Source organism: Wolbachia endosymbiont of Culex quinquefasciatus Pel, assembly GCF_000073005.1.
Classification (GTDB): Bacteria; Pseudomonadota; Alphaproteobacteria; order Rickettsiales; family Anaplasmataceae; genus Wolbachia.
This window is the reverse complement of the sequence record NC_010981.1, coordinates 363,195-388,289: the sequence shown is the minus strand read 5'-3', so window position 1 is coordinate 388,289 and position 25,095 is coordinate 363,195. Positions and strand designations below refer to the sequence as shown.

The following is a 25,095-nucleotide window of genomic DNA, read 5'->3' as shown; positions in this document are numbered from 1 at the left end:
AGGTTACCCATGAAGAAAGATATTACAGAACTGTACTGTTGCGTCGAGGATTTTTGTCGTGCGGTAGATGATAATTTTGCAAATAGGTTCTTATCAAACGGCAAAAAACCAACCAGAGTACCAGAAATAGCGCACTCAGAAATTCTAACCATAATCCTGTTATACCATAAATCACCATGTAAAAACTTCAAGGCTTTTTATCTTTGTTATCTTCAGTTATTCTATAGATCAGAGTTTTCAAAGCTGCCTTCATATCACAGATTTATTGCCTTAAAGCCGCGAGTTTTGTGGTATTTAGCATTACTTTTGCAATGGTTCTGTGAACAAGCGAAAATGACCGGCACTTCCTACATCGACACCTCTACGATTGCCGTTTGCCACAAAAAAAGGATCTCTAGGAATAAAGTTTTTAATCATCTAGCAGAAATTAGTAAGAGTACGTATGGTTGGTTTTTTGGCTTCAAGTTGCACTTAGTGATTAACGAAATTGGTGAAATTCAAGCACTTACCCTAACCAAAGGTAACGTTGATGACAGAAAACCTTTACCAACTCTCACTAAAAGACTGACCGGACTTTTGTTTGGAGATAAGGGCTATATAAAGAAAGAGCTTTTTGAGAAACTCTTCGATAGAGGCCTAAAGTTAGTCACTAAAGTAAAAAAAGGTATGAAAAACGCACTAATTTCACTTAAAGAGAAGATTTTATTAAGGAAAAGGTCGATTATTGAGACTGTTTTGGGAGTGTTAAATAAACTGTGTCAAACCGAAAAAAAAGTAATAAATTGATATAAAAAAATGGAGGTTTGACAATGAGTCAGAAAGTAGTAAACAGAACTACCGGTTTGGTAGATTATAAAGAATTAGAAACAAATATCCTGTCGTCTATACGAGAAGGAAGACCGTTGACAGGAAGAGATGGAGCATTAACACCGTTTATAAAAAAGTTGCTGGAGGTAAGCCTGGAAGGTGAAATAGAAAACCACTTGTCGGCCGAAAGCGAAGAGAATAATCGAAGAAATGGGAGGAATGCAAAGACTTTACGTACAAGCGCAGGGTAATTTGAGCTTTTGACGCCAAGAGATAGGGAAGGAAGTTTCGAACCACAAATAGTCAAAAAAAGGCAAACAAACTTACATCCAGAGCTTGAAACGAAGATTTTGAGCACATTTGCCAGTGGTATGGGCTATAGAGATATAGTGTCACATGTTGAGGAAATTTATGATCACAAAATATCGGCGGCAGAGATATCAAGTATTACTGACAAATTGCTACCAGTAATCAACGAATGGCGTAGTCGCCCGCTGCAGTCTGTATATCCGATAGTTTTCATGGATGGCATGTTTTTTAAAGTCAAAGAGGACGGGCATTGCGTAAGTAAATGCATGTATAACATATTAGGCATAGATCAAAATGGCAAAAAAGAAGTATTAGGTTTTTATTTGGCTGAAAGTGAAGTTCTGGTTAGGAGTGTTAAATGACCTAAAAGAGAGAGGGGTAGAGGATATTCTGATTGCATGTGTTGATGGTCTAAAAAGTTTTCCTGCGGCTATAAATAGTGTATTTCCCAAAGCAGAAGTACAAATATGTATAGTGCATCAGATAAGAAATTCATTGAAATATGTATCCAGCAAAGATGTGAAAATTTTCATGAATGATTTGAAAAAAATATATCGTGCTTCAAGTAAAGAAATCGCTGAAAATTATTTGCTTGAGCTGGAAGAAAAATGGGGTGAAAAATATCCTTTGGTCATAAAATCGTGGCAAAACAATTGGGAAAATTTGTCTGGTTATTTTAAGTATTCTGGCCCTGTTAGAAGGCTAATTTATACCACCAATCCAATTGAGGGGTTGCATAGATGAATCAGGAAATTCATTAAAACCAAGGGCTCATTTACCAGCATAAATGCCTTGTATAAGCAGGTATATTGTGCTATAAAGAAGGTAGAGGAAAAGTCGACGATGCCTGTACATGATTGGGCATTAACTATCTCTCAACTTGATGTTTTCTTTCCTGGCAGATTGAAAATTGAGTTGAACTAAAAATGCGGTTTGACACACTTTTTTGAACATTCCCGCCTATTCGAATTTGCCTCGTAAATCCCTTACATCACACCTTCTCATTGGTAGCCATGCAACAAAGCCATCCAATATCTCCAACTAATACTGGATATCGATATTTTGTTATCCACACTATGTGATATATATACAGAGTGACTGCTTTTTCTATAATATTCCACATTCTTTGAGATTTTTCACCTTAAAATTATATTCTTAAAAGGATGGACTTTAAGTCCAGTGTTTTTCTCCTAAATTTGGGACAATAAAATCTAACGTGACTTCGCGCCAAATGTGATGCTGCTCAGCAGGTAAGCCAATTAACGGGCTACATTTATATACTGCACGCATTGCATTATCTGCTGCTGATCTAAAAAGAGGATTATTTTGATAAGAACTACTATCTGCTACGTTGGCTACAACGATCTCGCCTTTACTGGATAATAATAAGTTAATTTTTATACTAAAATTTTCTTTATAAACTATGCTCTCAGGAATTCTCCAACACTCTGTCAGTTTATCCCTTATAGAATTAATAATTTCTGTTACAGCCAATTCATCATCTTTGTTCTCAATATTTTTCTTATCTCTTATTTCATTTTTCACCTCTTTGATGTCTTCTCTTAGTTTTCTTTCTACACCCTTTTTTCTTTTGGGAATTGGAATACCCTCATCAATTTCCTGTATTTCAATAATTTGCCTCGGTTGTACTAACTCAACTAATTCTTTTTTTCTTTGTGGTATAGGAATAACTGACGAATCATCCGTTTGGGCTTTCATTGAAAAAAGCAAAAAACAACATAGAAACAAAAGAAGAGTATAATTAAAATAGAGAGGGCGCATATGTTAAGCAGCTTGTTTTACTGGTTTAAAGCTAATATTGCACATAAAGTCAATATATTTCAGTTGACTTAAACTCAAATTTGCTACACTAATTTTATTATCTCTATAATATCATATGGTCAATATACTCTGAATGAGATGGAAAGATGAAGGTGTTATTATAGCTGTTAAAAAATACGGTGATAAAAATTTAATTCTTTCTCTATTTACAAAAAATCATGGAAAGTGCAGAGGATTAACTAGGTTAACAAACAATAGCAATTATAAGTTTCAAATAAGTAATCTATTACATGCAGAATGGAGTGCTAAGCTACCTGAAAATCTAGGTTTTTTAAAGTGCGAATTGATTGAATCTCCATTTCATCATTTCTTTCAAGATAGGTTAAAAAGCATTGCTATTGTTTCTTTCTCGTCTATATTAGAAAAAGTGCTTCCAGAAAGTGAATCCTGCATCAAGTTATATGATAATTTTAGACACTTCATCGATGTAATAAAACATAATAGCCAGTTTTGGCAAAGTCATTACCTTAACTTAGAGCTTCTGCTTCTTACGCAACTTGGATTTAAGTTAGACCTATCAAAATGTGCTGTAACAGGTGTGAAAGAAAATCTACAATTTATTTCTCCAAAAACTGGTAGAGCAGTGTCAAAAAAAGTAGGTGACTGTTATGCAGATAAATTACTACCTTTTCCACAGATGTTGCATGATGTATACAATAACAACCTACAAAATAGCTACTCATATCAAGAATTCAGACTAGGGTTAAAAATTACAGGGTATTTTTTAAATAAATATCTATTTCTGCAGTTAAATGCGAAATTTCCGGAGTTGAGAAATTTTATGCTATCATTTGAATCTTAGTTACTACTTATTTGAAAGAACTTCAACCAGTAACCACTCTATTTCTACCACTGTTTTTTGCTTTATATAAATATTTGTCAGCACGTACTATAAATTTTTTAACATCATCAAGGTCAGATCTTTGCATTGCTGAAATTCCAATGCTCACAGTTACATTATGGGTTGTATTTTTACCCACAAGTATAAAAGGTTCTTTGGCAATAATTTTCCTTATTCTCTCTGCAATAGTATACGCATCTGATACATTGGTATCTGGCATTACAACAACAAATTCCTCACCACCAAACCTAGCTAATAAATCTGTCACTCTGATATTTTCAGAAATTCTTTTCTGTATTTCCTTTAAAAGTTCATCTCCAGCATTATGCCCAAAGTTATCATTCACCATCTTAAAATAATCTATATCAAGTATCATAAGAGATAAACTTCTATCTTTTTCCACAGAATCCTTAACAATATTTCTTAAGTGTGCATCAAAATATCTTCTATTATAACAGTTAGTTAATGGATCCTTTATAGACATTTCTACATTATTAAATAAATTCATTCTCAAGGCATCTTGATACCTTTTGCGTTTCACTTGCAAATTAACCCTAGCTATTAATTCACTCTCATCTAAAGGTACTGTTAAATAATCATTAGCACCTACATCAAGTGCCTTTACTAAATTGCTTTTATCATAATCTTCAGAAAGGATCAGAATTGGTGTATAACGTGTTTCTACTTTACTACGAAACTTAGAACACAACCGTAGGCCGTCAGTTTTTGAAAACTGCATGTCAGAAATAATCAGGTCGTAATTATCCTTAATACCAACCTTTAATGCTTCTTTTGGATCGTGCAGTATTTTAATTGATCTGAAGCGTTGCTTTAGAACATTGTGTATCTGCTCTGCTTGAAAGGTGTCCTCATCTACAACAAGTATGTTAGCATCAAAAATCTGATTAGAATAATCCATAATACTGCTTTCTGCTACTCCACCAATCTCAGCATTAGTTTCTCCTCTCAAGCACAACTCATCTATTATCATCTTTAAGCGCACAAGAGACTTAATTCTTGCAGATAAAGCAGTTTCATCTATCGGCTTAGTTAGAAAGTCATCCGCACCAGCATTAATTCCTTCCACTCTATCATGAGTGTCATGCAGCGCAGTTACCATAATGATTGGAATATAAGTCGTTAAGGGATCATTCTTTAGCTTCTTACAAACCTCAAAACCACTCATTTTTGGCATCATGACATCAAGTAAGATAATATCTGGCTGCTGTTCCGCTACTAAATCTATCGCCTCCTCGCCATCATAAGCTACAATAACTGTATAGTACTCTGCTTTTAGCTGAGCCTCCAAAAGCTTAACATTAGATGGTATATCATCTACTACTAGGATTTTTGCTGTCATTTTTTGTACTATCTACATTGTAAGTAGGATAAAGCTTGCCATCTTCACCAATTATGTAATTGACTTTTTCAACGTTATGCCCTTCATATAATTCTTTAATTCCGGTATCCTTCAACAATTTCCTAACTCTTGATTTTACAACCCAGAAATACCTATATATATTTTTAATAAGATTAAGAAATACAGGTACTTTACTTTTATCAAAAACAATTATACTCACTAAAGCTACAACTAAAATTTCTGAAAGACCTATATTAAACATTTTTCCTATGAAGCAAGTACTTTAATTCTCCTGATTATGAGTATTAATTTACTTAAATCAAGTTTAGAAGCAACCATCTCATCTAAAAAGCTATTGTAACGCTCTATATAATCCTTATCATTAAGAGCCCAAGTTTGAACCTTATCTATATGATTATCAGTAGCTTTTATAACTTTAACAGCTAGCTTATGATGATAATTGCTTAAATCATCTAATAAATCATTAATTAAGCTGCGATCCCAATAAGAAGAATGGCTTTTAATCTTGACAGCAATTGTTCTAATCATATCAAACCTTAGCAGCGACTTTAATTTAAAGTATATTCTACCAGCTTCAAAGATTGATAAAGATGTCTGTTCAGCAATAGATATAACGTCCAGCGCATAAATAAGAATACGTAAATCAGCAACCTTTTTTGCTAGATCTTTATTTATGTTAAGCTCTACCAAAGAGGTTAATCCATGATTATAGATCTTTAACAGGCGATCATCTAAAATATCATGGCCTAAAGTTTCAATTGCACCCCTAAATTTTGTAACACCATCTAGTTCTACAAGATTAAGCTTACCAAGATTTTTTACTAACCAAAATGATACCCTACCAATAAATTTTTGCACACTTCTCACTACTTGCAAATATGAATCAACATCAATTTTTCCATCCAATTCATCAATTTTCTGCCAAAGGCTACTTAAATTATATAGGTGATTAACAACGATATATATGTTAACTGCTTCATGTACTTTAATTCCAGTACTCTCAACCAAATTATTAATAAATATACAGCCCATCCTATTTACTACATCGTTTGTAATGCAAGTAGAAATAATTTCCCTACAAAGTTGGTGTTTCAATATGGAATCCTTGAACTCTGTTACCATCCTTTGTGGAAAGTAATTTAGTAAGTAATCACGGCACAAAAAATCTTTTTCAGGTAGCTCAGAGTGTATAACTTCATTTTTTATTGCTGTTCTTGCATAAGACATCAGAACAGAAAGCTGAGGAGAACAGAAACCTTCTCCATCAGTTAACATTCTTGCTACCTCTTCTTCAGCTGGAAGAAATTCTACATCTCGGTTTAGCAGCCCAAATTTCTCTAAACTGAGTAATAATTTATGGTGCTGCTCCAACTTTTCTTTAGCTTGCAAGCACTCAAGAAGCAATGCTTTTGTTTCAATCCTGTTATGGTTTTCAAGTACCTTAGATGCAACTTCATCTATCATGCTAGCCAGTATTTCATTCCTTTTTTCCAAGAAAATTCCCCCTTCTTTCATAATTGCAACAAAAGCAATCTTGATGTTAACTTCAAGATCAGAACATATTACTCCTGCTGAATTATCAATAAAATCTGCATTGATATACCCACCTATTTTAGCGTATTCTACCCTTCCAAGCTGCGTGCAACCAAGGTTGCCACCCTCTATAAACATAGAAGCTCTAATATCATGACCGTTTACTCTTAATTCATCATTTGCTTTATCGCCAACCATGCCATGGCTTTCACTTTTTGCCTTAACAAAGGTGCCAATTCCTCCATTCCATATGAAATCCACTTTTGCCTTGAGCAAATATCGAATCAAATCATTTGGAGATAATGTATCTTCCGTTATATCAAAGCACTTTTTCATTTCTTGAGAAATTTCTACTTGTTTGCTACTACGTTCAAATACCCCGCCACCATGAGAAATCAAATCTCTATTGTAATCCATCCAAGTGGAAAACGGTAATTCAAAGAGCCGTTTACGCTCCACGAAACTCTTTTCCGCATCAGGATTTGGATCAACAAAAATATGCATATGATTAAATGCTCCAATTAAACTCATATTTCTTGAAAGCAGCATGCCGTTCCCAAATAGATCGCCAGCCATATCTCCAATTCCAATAACAGTTGTATCCTGGTAAATATCCTTATTCATTCTCCAAAAATGGCGTTGTGCTGCAATCCATGCACCTCTTGCTGTAATACCCATCTTTTTGTGGTCATAACCTGCTGATCCACCAGATGCAAATGCATCTTCGAGCCAAAAGTTACATTCAGAGGATATTTCGTTTGCATAATCAGAAAATGAAGCAGTGCCTTTATCTGCTGCAACTACCAAATATGGATCATCTTCGTCATACCTAATCACATTTTCTGGTGGAGTTATTTTGCCATCAACTACATTATCAGTAATATCAAGCATTCCTCTGATGAAATTCTTATAGCATTCAACACCTTTCTCCCTTGAAATGTTTTTGTCTTTATAAACTTGCTTTATTACAAACCCACCCTTTGCGCCAACAGGTACAATGACCGCATTTTTTGTCATCTGGGCTTTCATGAGTCCCAAAACTTCAGTGCGAAAATCTTCCGTTCTATCCGACCATCTCAAACCACCACGAGCCAACTTCCCTCCTCTTAGATGTATTCCCTCAAAAAGGTTTGAATAAACATACAATTCACGGTATGGGCGCGGGTCAGGTAAACCATTTATTTTACTTGAATCAAATTTGATAGATAAGTATGGCTTATCATCTTGATAATAACTGGTTCTCAAAATTGCCATTATCAAGTTAAATATCGAACGCAAAACGTAATCATTTGAAACGTTGCTGATCTCTTTTAGTAGTTCTTCAATTTTTTCTATCAAAATGCTAGTAGTTTCTGCCCTATCAATATCTATTTTAGTATCAAATCTTGAATGAAATAATTCTACTAAATACCTTACTACTTTTGGATACTCTGATACTACTTTCTGGATATATTCTGGGTTATAGCTAAATGATGTCTGCTTTAGGTAGGCGCTTAGCGCTCTAATCAGAAGTACTTCCTTCCACTCGAGCCCAGCAATAATGATCAAGCTGTTAAAATAGTCATTTTTTATTTCCTTGCTGAACACTTTTACAAGTGTTACCTCAAACTGCTCTTTTAAAGTAATGTTGTCTATTAATTCATCAACTCTTGACAACACAAAATGATGTATCCATATTCCACCGTTGATTTCTATATAATAACCATTATGAGATAGAATCTTAGCCCCTAAATTCTTAGTAACCTTTAATATCTTTGACAATTCAAGGCCTCCGTTGCTTGGAGTGTAAACCTTCAATTGATAGTTGAAATTGTCACGAGTAAGCCTCAAATCAACTTCGCTGACTTTTTTCTTTCTCACTATCTCCAATTTTTTCATATCATAATACGCATCATGAGGTTCAAAATTCTCTTGATAACTTATCGGAAATGCCTTGCAATAGCGGATAAATATATCCTCAACAGTGCTAAAAGTATTATATAAATTGTCTATAAAACGATCTTCCCACTTTTCTGTAATGTTTCTTAACTTGTTTTCGATACGCAAAACTTCATCATCAAAAATGCTAGCGCTTTTGGTTCTTAGCACCACGTGTAATTTCATCAAATCATATTCATTGATAATGTGATTGTTATAAATATCTGAACTTTCTGCATTCGTTTCATCTTTCAATATATCGCGTATCTTAAACATTAGTCTTGCACTAGCATAACGCATCGGTATCAATACTATGCAACTAATAAAGTTCCCTACCTTTCTCAAAAATAATTTGACTCTTGGTCTAATCGCAAGAGACATGATCGAGGTGCAAATTTCAAATAACTCGTCTTCATTTGATTGGAATAATTCGTCACAAGAAAATGCCTGTAAAATGGAAATTAAAGCTTTATTGTTATGGCCACCAGGAACAAATCCTGCCTTTTTTTCTATTGTTGTAACCTTATCCTTTATTACCGGAATAGTTCGAATATCTTGCACTTCTGCTATAGAAGTAAATAGCCCAAAAAAATGCTGTTCCCTTATTACATCACCCTGATCATTAAATTCTTTCACTCCTATACAATTCATATAGGTACGCCGATGAACTATTGAGATTAGGTCTGATCTTAGTATGTATAAAGAATTCAAGCTTTCAGAAAAAATTGATGAATTTTGGTACTCTTCACTTGCTCTCATTAACCCGAGGCTCTCCTTACCACTTAGAGCAAGCTTCCCTTCTTTATTAGTAATGTATTCTTGATAACCTAAAAATACAAAATTGTTATTTTTCAACCAAGCTAGAAAATCTCTGCCTCCAGCATCCAATGCCGGATGCTCAAGAAGCTTCTTGAGCATCAATTGCCAGTCCTTTACAACGCAGTTAACTGCTTTTAGCGTCTTTCGTAGAGATTCTTCTAGTGTATCAACAAAGCTACCGCTTATGCCTTTAATAATTACATATATTACTGACTCTTTGATTCCATTACTTTCTTCTAAAAGATGAATTTTATCTATTAGGCTATTTTTTCTTTGAACATTAATTATGCTGTTACTATAATAGCATATAGTTAAACCGTTTGACTTAATAGTGGAAATGACAGAATCCACTAAAAAGGGCATGTCATAATTTGTGATTTTAATTATAGTGAAATTGCCTTCTATTCCTGAAATATCATTTACATTACTTACTGCCAATTTACTTTCTTCTTTTTCTTTTTTAAGAATGAAGTTGTATGCATCTTCTGCAATGTATAAAAGAAATTTATCGTTGACTTTTAGGTCACTATTATAAACAAAATTATAAAAGTACTGTATAAACTCTTTAATTTTTTCTTTCTCTTTTTTATTCCCTTGATCAACTAGCTTAAATAAAGACTCAACATTAACATTATGATTTATACACATTTTTCAAAACAAAAATACACAGCGAATCTAGATCTTTTTAACTAAGATTTCGTTACCAGAAGTATACACTATTAGCTCATCTCCTTCTACTATTTCCCCAGATAAAACTAACTTAGCTAGATTATTTTGAATGCATTCTTGTATTACCCTTTTCAGAGGCCGCGCTCCATATTCAGGGTCATATCCAGTTTGTGCTATTAGTCCTTTAGCTTCTTGCGATAAACTAATACTCAGTTTACGCTTAGCAAGCATCTTTTGTAAATAAGAGAATTGAACATCTATAATTTTATCAATGTCATCTTTGGTTAAGCTGTGGAATATAATAATTTCATCCAGTCTATTTAAAAATTCTGGACGAAACGCTGACTTAACTATTTTCATCACCTCATCTTTCACAGATTCGGTAGCTCCTCTTAGCATCATCTCAGCTCCAAGGTTAGAAGTTAAAATTAGTATGGTATTACGAAAATCAATTAATTTGCCATGGCTATCGGTTAGTCTACCTTCATCCAAAATCTGCAGTAGTATATTAAATATATCTGGATTTGCCTTTTCTATCTCATCAAACAAAATTACCTGATATGGTCTTCTCCTTACTGCTTCGGTTAATCTGCCACCTTGTTCATAACCAACATATCCTGGAGGCGCACCAATTAACTTTGAAACGGAGTGTTTTTCCATATACTCTGACATATCAAAGCGTAGAAGTGCTGATTGATCATCAAACAAAAATTCGGCAAGAGATTTTGCTAACTCTGTTTTTCCAACTCCGGTTGGACCTAAGAATAAAAATGAACCAAAAGGTCGATTAGTATCCTGAACACCAGAACGGGAGCGCCTTACTGCATTACTTATCGCTTCAATTGCATCTCTCTGCCCTATTACTCTTTTTCCTATTTCATTTTCCATGTTAAGGAGCTTTTCCTTTTCACTATGCATCATGTTATCAACTGGAATGCCTGTCCATTTTGAAACAATATTTGCAATATCACTCTCAGTAACTTCTTTCTTTAGGAAACTATCAGTAACTTTTTCCTGATTTTTTAACTCATTTTCAAGTTGAGGAATCACACCATACATCAATTCCCCTGCCCTTCCTAAATTTCCATTCCGCTGAGCCAATTCTAGCTCTTTCCTCGCATTATCCAATTTTTCAGCAGTTTCTTGTATTTTAGCTATTTTATTCTTTTCCATCTGCCATTTACTGCTTAAGTCAGCAAATTTACTGTTTAGACTCTCAATTTCCTCATTTATCTTTTTTAAACGTTGCTTAGAGTTTTCATCACTTTCTTTTTTCAAAGCCTCTGACTCAATTTTCAGCTGTATAATCTTTCTTTCAAGCTCATCAACAACCTCAGGCTTGCTGTCCATTTCAATTCTAACCCTACTTGCTGCTTCATCAATTAAATCGATCGCTTTATCAGGTAAAAACCTATCTGTTATATATCTATTAGAAAGCGTTGCAGCAGCGATTATTGCACCATCTGTGATTCTAATACCATGGTGCACCTCATACCTCTCCTTCAAACCCCTCAGTATTGAAATAGTATCAGTCTCAGTCGGTTGAGAAATAAACACAGGCTGAAAACGCCTTGCAAGCGCAGGGTCTTTCTCTATATGTTGACGATACTCATCCAAAGTTGTAGCCCCTATACAGCGAATTTCTCCACGCGCAAGAGCAGGCTTGAGCAAATTTGAAGCATCCATCGCACCACTTGTCGCTCCTGCTCCCACTAAAGTATGAAGCTCATCTATAAACAAAATAACTTTGCCCTCTGCTTTTAAAATCTCATTAATCACTGCTTTTAGTCTCTCTTCAAACTCCCCTCTAAATTTTGTTCCAGCAATTAATGCACCAAGATCCAAAGCTAAAACTTTTGCATCACGCAAACCAAGTGGTACATCATTTGCAACAATTCTGTTTGCTAAACCTTCAACTATTGCAGTTTTTCCAACACCAGGTTCACCTATCAGTACTGGATTATTTTTTGTTCGCCTCAACGATACCTGCATAGTTCTTCTGATTTCCTCATCACGACCAATTACAGGATCAAGCTTACCTTGCATAGCAAGCTCTGTAATATCTTTTGTATACCTCTTTGCCGCATTTAATTTTTCCTCGCTATTTGGAGAGTCTGCACTGCCACCTTTTCTCATTTCTGCAATAACTGAATTTAATTTTTGCGGTGTTACACCACCTTCTGCTAAAATTTTACCTACAATTTCATCTTTTTGTGCAGCAAGGCCCTGCAACAACCGCTCAACAGTAACAAATGTGTCTTTATTTTTCCTCGCAATACCAATTGAATCATCAAAAACTTTTGCTACCTCTCTTGAAAGCTGAAGTCCAACACTACCTGGTCCTCCAACCACTGGAAACTTTTTAATTGTACTACTCACAGCATCAGAAATATTCTGAACATTTCCACCACAGGTGCCTATCAAATCCTGAACTAAACCTGACTCATCTTCAAGCATTACTTTAAGTAAATGTTCAGGCATAAAAATCTGATGCCCAGCTCCCAATGCTTTCATTTGAGCTCTCTGGATTAGGCTTTTTGCTTTTTCGGTAAATTTATTCAAGTCCATAATACAAATTTAACTCATACTTGCTGATATATATAACAACTACTTTCTCAATTTTAAACTTAAAGTCATTCAGCATTCAACCACTATGGATTAAAATCCATAGTGGTTGAATATTTGATCGTAGGGCTTATCTTTGTTATGCCTTGACCTTAACACAGCTACATTTCTAGGTTTTTCCATCATCGTTTATAATGTTAGGATTAGCGCCTTTTTCTAGCAAAAATTTGATAATCCTTAAATCACTATAATATGCAACATTATGTAGTGCTGTGCTTACATACTTGTTAATAATGTTTACGTTAACTCCCTCATCTATTAAAAACCTAACTATCTCTAAATATTCCCTTCTGCAGCATAATGTAACGCAGTTAACTTAGGCATGTGTGTATCAGTATCTAATAAATTTTTTACTGAGAATTTTACAGTTTCTAAGTTACAATTTTGAGAAGCAATGCGTAATATCGTTTTATAATTATCTGCAGCTTTTGACTTCATGTAGTAATAGGTAGCAATAATACATACTATTAATGTTATAAGCCACCAAAAATGCAGCTTTTTTTTTGTATCTTGACTCAATTTATCCATATTCAACATCTTTTTAACCTCAGTTATGGATTAGCCGATAAAGAAAGGCATAGAAATAGAAGGCTTTTTGGACTGCATGGAGTAGGAAATCAGAACAGAAAAAACATGAATTAGGAAATTTGTTGGCGATCTATGTCTTGTATGCTCAATCTCAAATTTGTTTTTCAAGGAATCAAAAACAGTCTCAATAATCGACCTTTTCCTTAATAAAATCTTCTCTTTAAGTGAAATTAGTGCGTTTTTCATACCTTTTTTTACTTTAGTGACTAACTTTAGGCCTCTATCGAAGAGTTTCTCAAAAAGCTCTTTCTTTATATAGCCCTTATCTCCAAACAAAAGTCCGGTCAGTCTTTTAGTGAGAGTTGGTAAAGGTTTTCTGTCATCAACGTTACCTTTGGTTAGGGTAAGTGCTTGAATTTCACCAATTTCGTTAATCACTAAGTGCAACTTGAAGCCAAAAAACCAACCATACGTACTCTTACTAATTTCTGCTAGATGATTAAAAACTTTATTCCTAGAGATCCTTTTTTTGTGGCAAACGGCAATCGTAGAGGTGTCGATGTAGGAAGTGCCGGTCATTTTCGCTTGTTCACAGAACCATTGCAAAAGTAATGCTAAATACCACAAAACTCGCGGCTTTAAGGCAATAAATCTGTGATATGAAGGCAGCTTTGAAAACTCTGATCTATAGAATAACTGAAGATAACAAAGATAAAAAGCCTTGAAGTTTTTACATGGTGATTTATGGTATAACAGGATTATGGTTAGAATTTCTGAGTGCGCTATTTCTGGTACTCTGGTTGGTTTTTTGCCGTTTGATAAGAACCTATTTGCAAAATTATCATCTACCGCACGACAAAAATCCTCGACGCAACAGTACAGTTCTGTAATATCTTTCTTCATGGGTAACCTCTTATTATTACTAAAATACTCGAGTTTACCCTGTTTCCCTCTTCTTAGTTATACTTTTATCTATTTTCTAATCCATAACTGAGGTTATCAGTGGTGATAACCCACCTTTGTAACGTAGCATTTTGCTCCCCTTATACTCAGCATTTCTTCCAAATCTCGATAGCTCAAAGAGAATCTACATTTCATATATACAGATAACATTATTATCTCTGCTGAAAAGCTAAATCCTTTGAAATATGGCAATAATTTTGAACTAATACGAAACATCTTTGCTTTTTTTTTAGATGATCATATCACTTCTTTTCTACTTTCCTACAAATGTTACATACCAGGATTTATAGATGCGACAGAACCCTTTTTCTTACCTCCTATAAACCTCTCGAAGTGTCTTTCAATTTTGCTATAGGATTAATAAACTCAGTGCTTGGTGAAATAATTTCTTCAGTAGTAAAAGGCTTAACGTTTTTCTCAAGATCATTTTTAACTTCATTTGCTTTATCAACAACACTATTGATAATTTTTTTATCTTCTTCTGAGCTTTGCTTATTTTTTGCTGCACGAGAAGAGTCACCAAGCAGTGGAGAGATAACATAATCTGCAGCTTCTTTTGCCAATTTTATATTTTCTCTTTGTGACAAAACCTTTAGCTCATTTAAGTCATTTTTACAAACACTTTTAGCTCTACCTTTTTGCCACTTTAAGTATAGATTTCTCCTACTTTGTAACTTCTCGTCCTCTATAACGTCAAATCTACTATTAACCCTATAATCCAATAACTTAGCAGGAATAATATCACCTTTGTACTCTTCTACTCTATAATAATGATTATTATACATTCCAATTCTTTCAATTATACTCTGCAAATAAGATTGCACCTGTTCTATGTCTCCTAAGTCATCTTTTGTGAATTGAAAAGATTTGTCTTTTAAATTTTTCCTGAATTTTTTCAAATTCTCCACTTTATTTTGATTGTTTTCTCCTGGATAAATCTGATCAAGTAACTTGAGTAAATAATCGCCTTTCATCAATGGTGATATTATTTTATCAAACAATTTAAGATGCACTGGATGTTTCAAACATGCATTAATATGCTCTAAGTAATTATTGAAGCTTTTAGTGTCAGCTTCGTCCTGTGTTTTTTCTTTCTGTTGATAAACTTCATTAAATTTCTGATTTAACAAATTAATCTCTTCAACATTTTTAACGCTATATTCTGCTATAATATGAGCATAAGTATCCACATTAGGATCACTTTTTAATCCATTAACTTTCTTTAAAAAACCATTATAAGTACTCCTTGTTTCCAAGTAATACTCGAAACGGATCAAAAGATACTTAGCTGTGATAAGAGCCTTATATAGTATTTTAATTATTTTTACGCCCAAAGTATCACTTCTTTTGTATGGAAAGAACAGTAGTGCATGTTCATCTAAATTTGGAGTGGCATCTTCTTCATTATCCCTTAACTCTTTTTCATAATTATTAAGCTTTCTTCGTGCATGTTTTAATACACCAATAAATTCCTTCTTACTTTTATTGAAGTCATGCTCATTGGTATTGTAAACCTCTATAAATGAATTTAAGGTAATTTGAATACTGTGATCAGCCAGATCGTCAATTCTTTTCAGGCTTTTTATTTCCTGGTTAATATAATCTATTATCTCTGTTGCAAGTTTACTTCCATAAGCTTGTTGATCTGACAGCTTTGCTACTGATTCATTATAGGCATCAATATAATCTCCTTTTTTGAGTAGGTTTATGTCAAAGCTCAATTCACCACTCGAATAGCAAAAGAATGTAGAGTGCCTATTAGAATTTAGGCATCTAAGTCTACCTGGAGCTTGAATAAGTTGTGCAGGCTTGTTCAAGTCAGTAGATATTGGGTCTACTAGCATTCCAACATGTTGTAAATTGATATCATTGTATCCCTGTACCTTGGTAGGATTTACATCATTACCAACTAATCCCATGCGGCACAAAGCATGATAATAATTTTCTTCTTCTAATAGATTTTGATATAAATCTCCTAGCTCAGCTTCTGATAAATAGTCAATTGCTAACTGAGCCAACTGTTCCTGGTTTAAGTCTTTTAAAATTCCTTTTTTATGATGACTGATAGACCAATTATCCTTCTGAGTTCTTGCTTTCTTGAGTTCCTTAGCATGGTATGTATCTAGCTTCATTAGATCTTCATATATGCTTTGATTATCACTCGACAACAATTTCTTTCTTACAAGCTCTAATTCTTCTAATGGTTGGCCACTTATATAGTCTGAAAGCTTACTCTTAAGATCTTCTACAGATAAATTGCCTGAGCGATTTAAATTTTCTAATTTTACTTTGTGCTTATTTTCTTAACAAAAATCTTGTAGTGCTCCTAATGGATATGCTTTTTCATCACAAGAATACGAAGAACTAGAATAGTCTGAATAAGTTAGCTTACTACCATTTTTTAATATCATTTTAAGCGCTTTCCCAAGATCTTCAAGTAGTTTTTTCTCATTTCCTCCTAGAGGTGTAGATCTTGCGAGCTCATCTTGTTCTTTATCACTCAACCCTCTTAAAGAATTCATAAACTTTCTTCTTTCAGCAGATGCTTCTTTTCCCAGTTCACATAAGTCATCTATTTTACTTTCTTCTACTCCATAATATTCAAGATAATCTCTCACTACAGAGTAATTGCCTCTACTTAGCAAAGCTACCAGCTTTTCAGGAATTTGTTCTAATTCTTTAGATGACATCAAGAGGTGAAGTTTTTTATCTTGGTTCCAATTTCTTATTAACCTTATAAACAAATCAGAGCCTTTATTTTCCTTTAGAACATTAATTACAGATTGCATTTGCTGAACAAGCTCTTTCTTTAATTTATCGCTTTGAACACCTTGATCTTTAACATATATTTCTAAATCATGAGTATTATCTAACGCCGCTTTAACTTCTCCAGCTAAGCCTTTCAAATCTGCACACCTCTTTTCATCAAGCTCGTGTCTGTTTAGACCAGTTAAGCATGAAAGTGTATTCTCAATTATTCCATGCATTACGCGAAATACAGAATAATCTGCAATGCCACTGAAATCATAATATTCTTTCACAATTTTTTCTGCTTTTTCTTTTGTAATATTGAACTGCTTAGCAACTTGCTCTGTTATGAGAGCAAACTTTTTTGACTGGGTTACTAACTTATAGCCCGGTTTAGGTTCGAACATTCGCTCTAAGAAATCATAAATCTTCGATTTACTAAACTTTGGTAAGGTTTCGTTTCTACCATATTGCAATATTTCTTTCAGGTTATCTATCTGCTTATTTGACTCAGCTAAAATCAACGCTGGTTCACCAATTACGCTTTGAACATTTCTATACAGATAATTCTCTACTTCTTCTTTTAACTCACCTTCTGTTAAAATTTTATCGCTATATTTATCTTTTTCTTCCTTCTTGAAATCTACATACTCTTCAACGCCATTAGAGTATTCCTTTGCTAGATTTTTACTTTTTACTTTTGTATGAACTTGTAGATTTAAATCTCCATACACACCTGACTTCATTTTATCTGTCAAAGAAAGAGTTTTAAGTAAACCATCATTTTCTCTAATATATTTATGAGTGCTTATTGAAGGCGTTGCACTTAAAAACAGTGTAGGCACAAGTGCAGATAAGATTCCCATACGGTGTTTATACAACTCCTGCTCTGCCACTCGGTGCTCTTCATCAAAGGATAGAGATATAGATTTTTCAATATTTAGCCCAAATTCTTGATCATCAATTGTAACTTTACCATCTTGAATTTTATATTCCTTATCTCCAAATTGAATTTTATCTGCAAGAATCAAAAAATCTTTGCCATCTACGTTTATTTTTCCATTTCTTATTTCAAATCTTTTGTCTCCAATATTAAGAGCGTTTATAATATCAGGAAGCTGTCCAAGACCTATTACCTCTAAAAATTGATTCCAATTTTTCATCAAGCTTTCGCTGCTCAATATAGAGCACCCTTTATCACCGCTTATCTCTTTCAACTCAATATCTTCAATATCGGAGTCAGATAATACTTTTTTCCAATCATCACGTTTCTGTGTTACAAGATCTTCATTAGGTGCTAGGGATATATAAGGTACACCGATTAGCCTAGCAGGCAAATATTCAACAAGTAATTCTATGAATGTTTTTCCAGTTCCTGTTGCAAGTGCAAACTCTTTAGTTGGACTCTTACCTTCTTTTAAGTGTTCTATTGTTTCTTTGATGTAAGATAAATGTTGTGGAAATATTACAATTTTACCAGGCCCACCTACTGTTGCACTTTTTTCTTTACCTTTGATTGTTACACTATAATGGTGATTACCTTTCTTATCTCTGCTGATTGTCAACTCATGCTGTGTGCACAAAGTAAGTAGATCCTCGGCAGTGTAATCTTTCGTATCTTTAATATCTACCGAAGAAGGATCACTTTCATCAAATTTAACACTGTATGTACCTTCTTCCTTCTTCGTTAAAGTTACACTAATTTCTCTTTCACCTATTGTTACTTTATCATTTATTGCATCTTTATTGCTACTCAACAAACTTTCTATTTTTTCTTTAATGCCCTTCGCAATTTGAGAAGTTTTGCTATTTAATTCAATTGACAGCAAGACTCCCAAGTAAGTCTTTTCTAGCCCTTCTATATTTCTCTGTTTTGAATCGTTATCAAACTTTGTGAATATTTGCGCAGATGAATGTACCATGTTTTTACCTTTAAAATACAGTGTTAATATTCTAATAATATACGAGATTAGATAATTTATCAAGATATTTCATTAATGAATTATAAAATAGTCATAAATTTTCTATTATTTTCAAATAAATCAGTATTAACTCTTTAATGTACGTTAGTAAAAATCCAAATGATATAACCATTAACAGCAACAAAAACCAAATATCGTGAAAACTGTTTTTCTTTGAATTTGCAGGTCTAATTTATTAATTAATTTAAAATATTACATACTATATTTATTTATATTACTATTAAAATAATAAATTAACTATAGAGAGGTATATAATGAAAAGTATATTTAATAAAGCTAATGCACCTTATCTTGTGAGCGGTGCTTTGGCTACTTCGGCTTTATTGGCATCAGGAGTGTTTGCTATAGCCCCTTACATTGGGTTTTTAGCTCCAGTTGAGCTTTTATAGTCTTGGCCTTCCACTTATTGTTGTTGCTGCTGTGTTTTCTTTTGTAACTATTGCATTTTCATGTGCTGCAATTAGTAAAAACAACACTATTGCTGAGAAAAAAGATCAACTTAATCAACAAAGTAATGAGATTGCTAGCCTAAAAAAGCAACTTGATGAGAAAGAAATTGACGTACGAAATTACAAAAACTCAGAAGAAGGTAATTCTGCTTCTAGGTTAGCAAAAGCAGCAGTAGCAGGAACAATGGCAACAGGAGGAATAGTAGGAGTGATGTTAGGAGGAATAACAGGAGGGATTTTAGGAGCAATAGTAGGACAATCAATATTAGGAGTATATGTTGACAATTCTAAAGAAGGAGAAGCACGGAGAAAAGCGACTGTTGATAATGCTGTACATGTTTGGGATGTATCGCAATCGGCGTTTGGCGTTGTTAAAAGTAGTGTGAAATATACTTGTGGTAGCATTATTGAGTGTTCAAAAAGTAGCATTAACAGTGTAGGAACCGTCTTGAAAAGTGTTTGTAATGTCATTCCTCATTCCACAGCGAATTTAAATTTCTCTTCAATGATTGACTGATAAAAGTTAACTCTATTAGGGGAGAATGGCTGAAATTATTTTTTCCTTTGATGTTAAATCTCAAAAAAAACTGGCGTAAGTTTAGGCGGTGTTGTGTCTGAGCTTACGCACATGCTATATAATATTCTAAATCATATTATCCTTTTGGAATGCATGTAGGCTCCAGGTTATAACAAATGATCTCACCATTCCAAACAAATTATATTAACTTAATATTATTTATCATTAAAAACTCAAATAATATGATCACTTCCGGCAACCAAAACCAAGGACGGTGAGAAGTGTTTTTCTTGGAATCAATTGGTCTACCAAGTGATACATGCGAACTTTTCTATATAATAATTTTAATATACGCTAAAATCAGCTATATTAGCCTGCTTTTGCCATATTTAGATATGAACTAACTTGCTTAGCTTTGTTGCAACAATTTTGCGTTTTTATTTTTGAAACACCACTTTTACGTAAAAAGGTCTCACAAATATACGTACTACTTTTATGCTTTTAAAAAAGTAAACAAATAAATTTTTGTTGATGCTAGAAAGCATAGTGCTTTGTTCAATTAGAATAGGCTTTATGTTGACAAGAACTTGAGTGAGTGACACCATTAGTAATGAAGGAAGTATTATAGCACTACTAAAGGAATTTATGCCTGGTTTCAACGTTAACGGCCTCTCTGAGATTGATCACTATAAGATATTAGGGGTGTCAAGAAATGCTACTCTTACAGAGATAAAGGAAGCACGTAATAGATTAGCGCTTATATTTCACCCAGATAAAATTATTTCCCCTGAGGAAAAACCCATATACAATAAATTATTATGCAAAGCCAATAATAGACAGGCATTTTCACAATCAGAAGAAAAAGATTGGGCTAAGTTTCAAGAAAAGTTCAATTCTGCAAAAAAAATCAATATTGCATATGAAGTACTAAGTGATGAAAAGAAAAGGAATGATTACGATAGAAAACTCCAGGTCGATAATAGTGGTCTGAATAATTTCAAGCGATCTTCTAAAAATACACAATCGACTGATAGAGAAACAGAAAAAAACAAAAAAGATATTAAAGTTCGTTTATTTCATGCATTTCATAATGGAGATTTACAGGAGGCAAAAAATCTAGTAAGGAAAGTGGATGACCTTGATATAACTCTACCAGAATACCCTATCGGTTCCGCATTGTATTTTTTTGTTCTACGCGCTTGCATGAGTGAGGATTGGTTCAAATTTTATCAAGATGTTTTATCGAAGCAAGGCAGTAACGTTGACCTTAACATTGAAGTTCATCCAAAGTTAGGAACAGCTTTAAGTGCTGCATGCAGCAAAGAAAGACCAAACTCAAAAAAGAGAGATGTTGTAAAATTACTATTGAGCTATGGAGTTGATGTTAATAAAGTTAGTCAATCGCGAGAGAGAGCACCAATCCTTTACGCTCTAAAAAACAATGACCACGACTTAGCATCCTTACTTTTTAAACATGGAGCAAAGATTGATGTTACTCCTGAATTGGAAAGTTCAATTATTCTTTATAGCAATCTGAGAGGCTGCAGTAAATATACAAAGAAACAATGGAAGTTTTGTTGCAACATACTTCTCCTAAGCAAAACACTGAGATGCTAAAGCGTTTTGCAAATAATCGAACCTTAGAAAATCAAGATATTGAAATTGTAAAGTTACTTTTAAGTAAAGGGGCTAACCCTTCAATCATTCAGGGCAATTCTGAGCTTGTGTCTCTACTTAGACAATACTTATTTTCAGCGTTTAAAGATAGAGATCTTAAAAGGGCAAGAGAGCTAGTGAAGGAAGTGAAAGATCTAGATATAAAGGAATCTGGAAAGCCATTATTACATTGTTTTGTTGAAAATGCTTGTCAAGATGGCAATTGGTTTGAGTTTCTTAAAGAAGTTCTTTCTAAACAAAGAGTATTTTGCTCTCTCTTTGGAACAGGTATGAGATTTAAGATGGACATTAATATTTGTGATGATGAGCATAATGAAACAGCCTTAAACTATGCATGCAGATGCAATAAAAAAGATGTTATAGAATTCCTATTGGACAGTGGCGCTGATGTTAATAAAGTTAATGGCATATACGCCCACAGAACACCAATCCTTATTGCTCTGAAGTATAATTATTATGATTCAGTACGTTTACTTTTTGAATATGGAGCAAAAATTGATATATCTTCTGGAATCGAACAAGAAATTATTAATAATAGCCGTGAATACAAGAGGGAGACAATGGAAATTCTGTTAGAACATACTTCTCCTCAGCAAAACACTAAAGTCCTAGAATGTTTTGTAAATAATGAAACCTCAAGGAGTGTAGATATTGAAATTGTAAAGCTACTTTTAAATGCAGGAGCAGATCTTTCGATCATTCCTAGAGGTCGATTTACGGAATGTTCATTTTCAACATTTAATAATAAAGATTTAGAAACGGCGAAATTGTTAATAGATCACGTAGACCTTAATAAGGTTTTCAAAGTATTACGTGGTAATAAGGAAGTAGAGATATCATTATCCTATTTGTTTCTTATGAATGCCTGTCTAGGTACTGATTGGTTTGAGTTTTATGAAGATGTTTTAAAAGATAGGAAGGTTGATATTAATGCTGTCTTTTCTCATGGTTATACAGCTTTAGGTTATGCATGTAAAAAAGGAAAAGAAGATGTTATAAAACTACTTTTAAGTAAAGGAGCTGAAATTAATAAAGGTAAGAAGACACCAATTTATTTTGCTTTAAAGAATAATGATGACAGGTTAGCATCTTTGCTTTTTGAACATGGAGCGGACATTAATGCAACTCCTGAATTAGGACAAGAAATTATTGCTAACAGCTATAATAAACGAAGTAAGTACACAAAAGAAACAATAAAGATTCTGCTACAACATACTTCTAAAGAACAAAATACTGAAATACTAAGGCGTTTTGCAAATAATGGAACCTTGGAAAATAAAGATATTGAAATTGTGAAATTGCTTTTAAGCAAAGGAGCTGACCCTTGTTTTGGAAACCCAAATGCAGTAGCACTTGCAACTGAGCAAGGTAATACTCAGCTCAAAGATCTATTTAGTCAATCACAATTAGACAGTGAAAGTCAAGAAGCACAAGTTACTCTACTTGGTAGTGAACAAGGCTTTGAAGGGAGTGATAATGAGTTCTATTCTGCAGAAGAGGATATAGTAAAGGGTACTAGTGAAGATAAGTATGAAGGCAATACACCACAAACAACGGCTGAGGAAGATTGTAACGGTCAATCAGGCGATCAAAAAAGTTCAGAACCTGAAAGTGCTGGTAGCCAACAGACGGAAAAAAATGTTCTTTCATCAACAAAAAAAAGTAATGCAATAAATAATGCAGGGGCTTCAATGGAGGAAACTGTAAGCAATGATCATAAGAAGGGTAAAATGCATGCAAACACACAGCAGGGCACAAGCTCATTAGAGCAAAATAAAAAAGTTAGTGAAGCGGCTAAGCTTGCTGGAGGAAATAGTCAACTAAAGGAAAGTCTAAATAGTACACAGCACCAGCTAATCGAAGAGCTACAAGAACAGCTTGCAAGTAAAGATAAAGGGATAGATGCTGCAAATCAAGCTTTGAATGCAAAAACTAAAGAATTCGAGAGTGCAAAAGCTCAGTTAGAACGGGAGCTGGGTAGTGTACAGCAAGAATTGGATAAAACAACTGAGGAACTTAGGAGGAAAAAGGCTGATCTTGAAAACAGCAAGAAAGAGCTGGGTAATGTAAATGAAAAGGTTTTAAAGTTAGAGCACGAGACATTAAATCAACAAGCAAGTATTAATGATCTTACTAAAGAAAGAGATCAACTAGCTAGTAGGACAAATACACTTACTGAAAAACTTAAAAATGAAAGTAAAAAGCTAAATGATGCAAATCAAGCTCTGGATACAAAAATTAGTGAAGTAACTCAACTGACTAAGCAAAATAGTCAACTAGAAGAGCAGCTTAGAAAAGAGCTGAATAATGTAGCAGAAAAGTTAACACAAGAACAACAGAAGGCTTTTGAATTAGGTAATCAAGTCACTACACTTACTAAAGAGCTTAAGGAAAAAAAAGCTGAACTAGAACGAGAGAATAGTAGTTTGGTTAGTCAAGTAGGAGAGCTTAAAGGGGAATTTGAGGGAATAAAAACTAAGCTTGCAGGGAAAGAGGAAGAGCTAAGAAGCAAAATTAAAGAAGTAGCCGAGCTTAGTGTCACTGTAGGGAAGCTTGAAAGGCAGACGGAAGAGTTGATGGCTACTCAAGCTGAATTTGAGACAGAGAAGGCGAAATTGAAAAGTGAACTCACAAAGCAAGATGAAGTTCTGGAGAGTACTCAAGCTCAACTCAAACAAGAGGTTAGCAGTCTAAAAGGTCAAGTCACTCAACTGGCTAAAGAAAAAGATCAATTAGCAAAGCAGCTAAATGACACTCAGCAGAACCCTAATCCAGATAATGAAAACAAGAAACTCCTGGCAGTAAGCGCTCAAAGTAGAAAGCAAATAACCTACGCCTCTGTTTCTTTTGTGTTATCTGGCGCATTTGCTGTTGGTGCAAGTTTAACAATGTTTCATTTAACAACATGTATTTCACTCGCTGTAGTTGCATTAACTTTTCTTGCAGTAGGATGTTACTGTTCGTATAAGGCAAATACAGCGCTTAGTAATGTTGAAATTGATAATTGTGTTAATCCTGCAGTTGTGGAAGTTTGAAATAGCCCAATTTGAGAAGGAATGGAGGTTAAGTTTTAGAGGTTTTTCTAAACTTATGGTTTTTAAAATAGCTTTTTAAGATCTTGAAGTTGAGTGAAGAGAGGCAATTTTCTCCACTTAGATAACGTTGTTACCCCTAGTTATTTGAGGTTTATGCTTTTGGGTCATTTTTTACAACTATTGCTATAAACCCCATAAAAACCGCAGCAAATGAATCTATGGATTTAACCGCATAAAAGACCATAAAAATGCCAATTATGCTGGATTCAAACAAGGCTGAGCGATAAGTTGCTCCAAATCTTCTACTTTTTCAAATTTGGTATTGGGCTTTATAGCATTATACAGGGAAAAACCCATACAAACCAACCCAACAATCCCTCCAATTACCGCTATAACGTGTGCTTTGGAATATTCAATCAGTAGATAAGATGCAACACAACTTACCAATAATTT

General features: G+C 33.9%; 13 protein-coding genes and 5 pseudogenes. 7 read left to right on the top strand and 11 right to left on the bottom strand.

Annotation, left to right across the window (positions count from 1 at the left end; all coding sequences use genetic code 11):
* Nucleotides 1–9 precede the first annotated feature (9 nt).
* Both WP_RS01785 and WP_RS01780 read left to right on the top strand, forming a co-directional pair.
* Nucleotides 10–768 (top strand): annotated as a pseudogene (locus tag WP_RS01785) (IS982 family transposase); the annotation flags it as partial.
* 41 nt (nt 769–809) lie between these two features.
* Nucleotides 810–2,040, top strand: a pseudogene (locus tag WP_RS01780) (IS256 family transposase).
* 103 nt (nt 2,041–2,143) lie between these two features.
* Here the strand turns inward: WP_RS01780 and WP_RS07330 are convergent.
* A pseudogene (locus WP_RS07330) lies at nt 2,144–2,237 on the bottom strand (IS200/IS605-like element ISW1 family transposase); the annotation flags it as partial.
* A gap of 49 nt (nt 2,238–2,286) precedes the next feature.
* Nucleotides 2,287–2,835: a hypothetical protein gene (locus WP_RS01775; RefSeq protein WP_007302912.1), complete on the bottom strand. Its 549-nt coding sequence runs from the start codon at nt 2,833–2,835 to the stop codon at nt 2,287–2,289.
* A gap of 196 nt (nt 2,836–3,031) precedes the next feature.
* On the opposite strand from WP_RS01775, the gene recO reads away from it, so the two are divergent.
* A complete protein-coding gene (gene recO / locus WP_RS01770) occupies nt 3,032–3,760 on the top strand; it encodes a DNA repair protein RecO (RefSeq protein WP_007302913.1) in 729 nt (242 codons plus the stop codon).
* Nucleotides 3,761–3,782: 22 nt separating this feature from the next.
* Here recO and WP_RS01765 read toward each other — a convergent pair whose 3' ends face one another.
* The 9 genes and pseudogenes from WP_RS01765 to WP_RS01730 all read right to left on the bottom strand — a co-directional run bounded on the left by WP_RS01765 (nt 3,783) and on the right by WP_RS01730 (nt 18,904).
* Entirely contained in the window at nt 3,783–5,159 is a 1,377-nt protein-coding gene (locus WP_RS01765; RefSeq protein WP_007302914.1) for a PleD family two-component system response regulator, read from the bottom strand.
* The gene (gene tatB / locus WP_RS01760) at nt 5,131–5,421 is read right to left on the bottom strand and encodes a Sec-independent protein translocase subunit TatB (protein WP_007302915.1); all 291 of its coding nucleotides are present in this window, start codon (nt 5,419–5,421) and stop codon (nt 5,131–5,133) included. The genes WP_RS01765 and tatB overlap by 29 nt, the downstream gene beginning before the upstream one ends.
* A gap of 5 nt (nt 5,422–5,426) precedes the next feature.
* Nucleotides 5,427–10,097 (bottom strand): NAD-glutamate dehydrogenase, encoded by a 4,671-nt coding sequence (locus tag WP_RS01755; RefSeq protein WP_007302916.1) that lies wholly within the window; start codon nt 10,095–10,097, stop codon nt 5,427–5,429.
* A 27-nt stretch (nt 10,098–10,124) separates the two neighbouring features.
* On the bottom strand, nt 10,125–12,686 hold the full coding sequence (gene clpB / locus WP_RS01750) for an ATP-dependent chaperone ClpB (RefSeq protein WP_007302917.1): 2,562 nt from the start codon (nt 12,684–12,686) through the stop codon (nt 10,125–10,127).
* A 90-nt stretch (nt 12,687–12,776) separates the two neighbouring features.
* A pseudogene (locus WP_RS01745) lies at nt 12,777–13,271 on the bottom strand (ankyrin repeat domain-containing protein).
* A 30-nt stretch (nt 13,272–13,301) separates the two neighbouring features.
* A complete protein-coding gene (locus WP_RS01740; protein WP_007301954.1) occupies nt 13,302–14,174 on the bottom strand; it encodes an IS982-like element ISWpi16 family transposase in 873 nt (290 codons plus the stop codon).
* A gap of 104 nt (nt 14,175–14,278) precedes the next feature.
* A pseudogene (locus WP_RS07325) lies at nt 14,279–14,450 on the bottom strand (IS6 family transposase); the annotation flags it as partial.
* Nucleotides 14,451–14,551: 101 nt separating this feature from the next.
* Nucleotides 14,552–16,366, bottom strand: coding sequence for a hypothetical protein (locus tag WP_RS01735; protein WP_231834420.1), 1,815 nt, complete (start codon nt 16,364–16,366; stop codon nt 14,552–14,554).
* A gap of 171 nt (nt 16,367–16,537) precedes the next feature.
* Nucleotides 16,538–18,904 (bottom strand): DEAD/DEAH box helicase family protein, encoded by a 2,367-nt coding sequence (locus WP_RS01730; RefSeq protein ID WP_007302920.1) that lies wholly within the window; start codon nt 18,902–18,904, stop codon nt 16,538–16,540.
* A 314-nt stretch (nt 18,905–19,218) separates the two neighbouring features.
* Between WP_RS01730 and WP_RS07790 the strand changes: the two genes are divergently transcribed.
* The 4 genes from WP_RS07790 to WP_RS01720 all read left to right on the top strand — a co-directional run bounded on the left by WP_RS07790 (nt 19,219) and on the right by WP_RS01720 (nt 24,642).
* On the top strand, nt 19,219–19,353 hold the full coding sequence (locus tag WP_RS07790) for a hypothetical protein (protein WP_007302921.1): 135 nt from the start codon (nt 19,219–19,221) through the stop codon (nt 19,351–19,353).
* Complete coding sequence (locus WP_RS01725) at nt 19,340–19,930, top strand: hypothetical protein (protein WP_007302922.1); 591 nt, start codon at nt 19,340–19,342, stop codon at nt 19,928–19,930. The genes WP_RS07790 and WP_RS01725 overlap by 14 nt, the downstream gene beginning before the upstream one ends.
* Nucleotides 19,931–20,521: 591 nt before the next feature.
* On the top strand, nt 20,522–21,547 hold the full coding sequence (locus tag WP_RS07660; protein ID WP_012481808.1) for a J domain-containing protein: 1,026 nt from the start codon (nt 20,522–20,524) through the stop codon (nt 21,545–21,547).
* On the top strand, nt 21,496–24,642 hold the full coding sequence (locus tag WP_RS01720) for an ankyrin repeat domain-containing protein (protein WP_231834419.1): 3,147 nt from the start codon (nt 21,496–21,498) through the stop codon (nt 24,640–24,642). Before WP_RS07660 ends, WP_RS01720 begins: the two co-directional genes overlap by 52 nt.
* Nucleotides 24,643–25,095 lie beyond the last annotated feature (453 nt).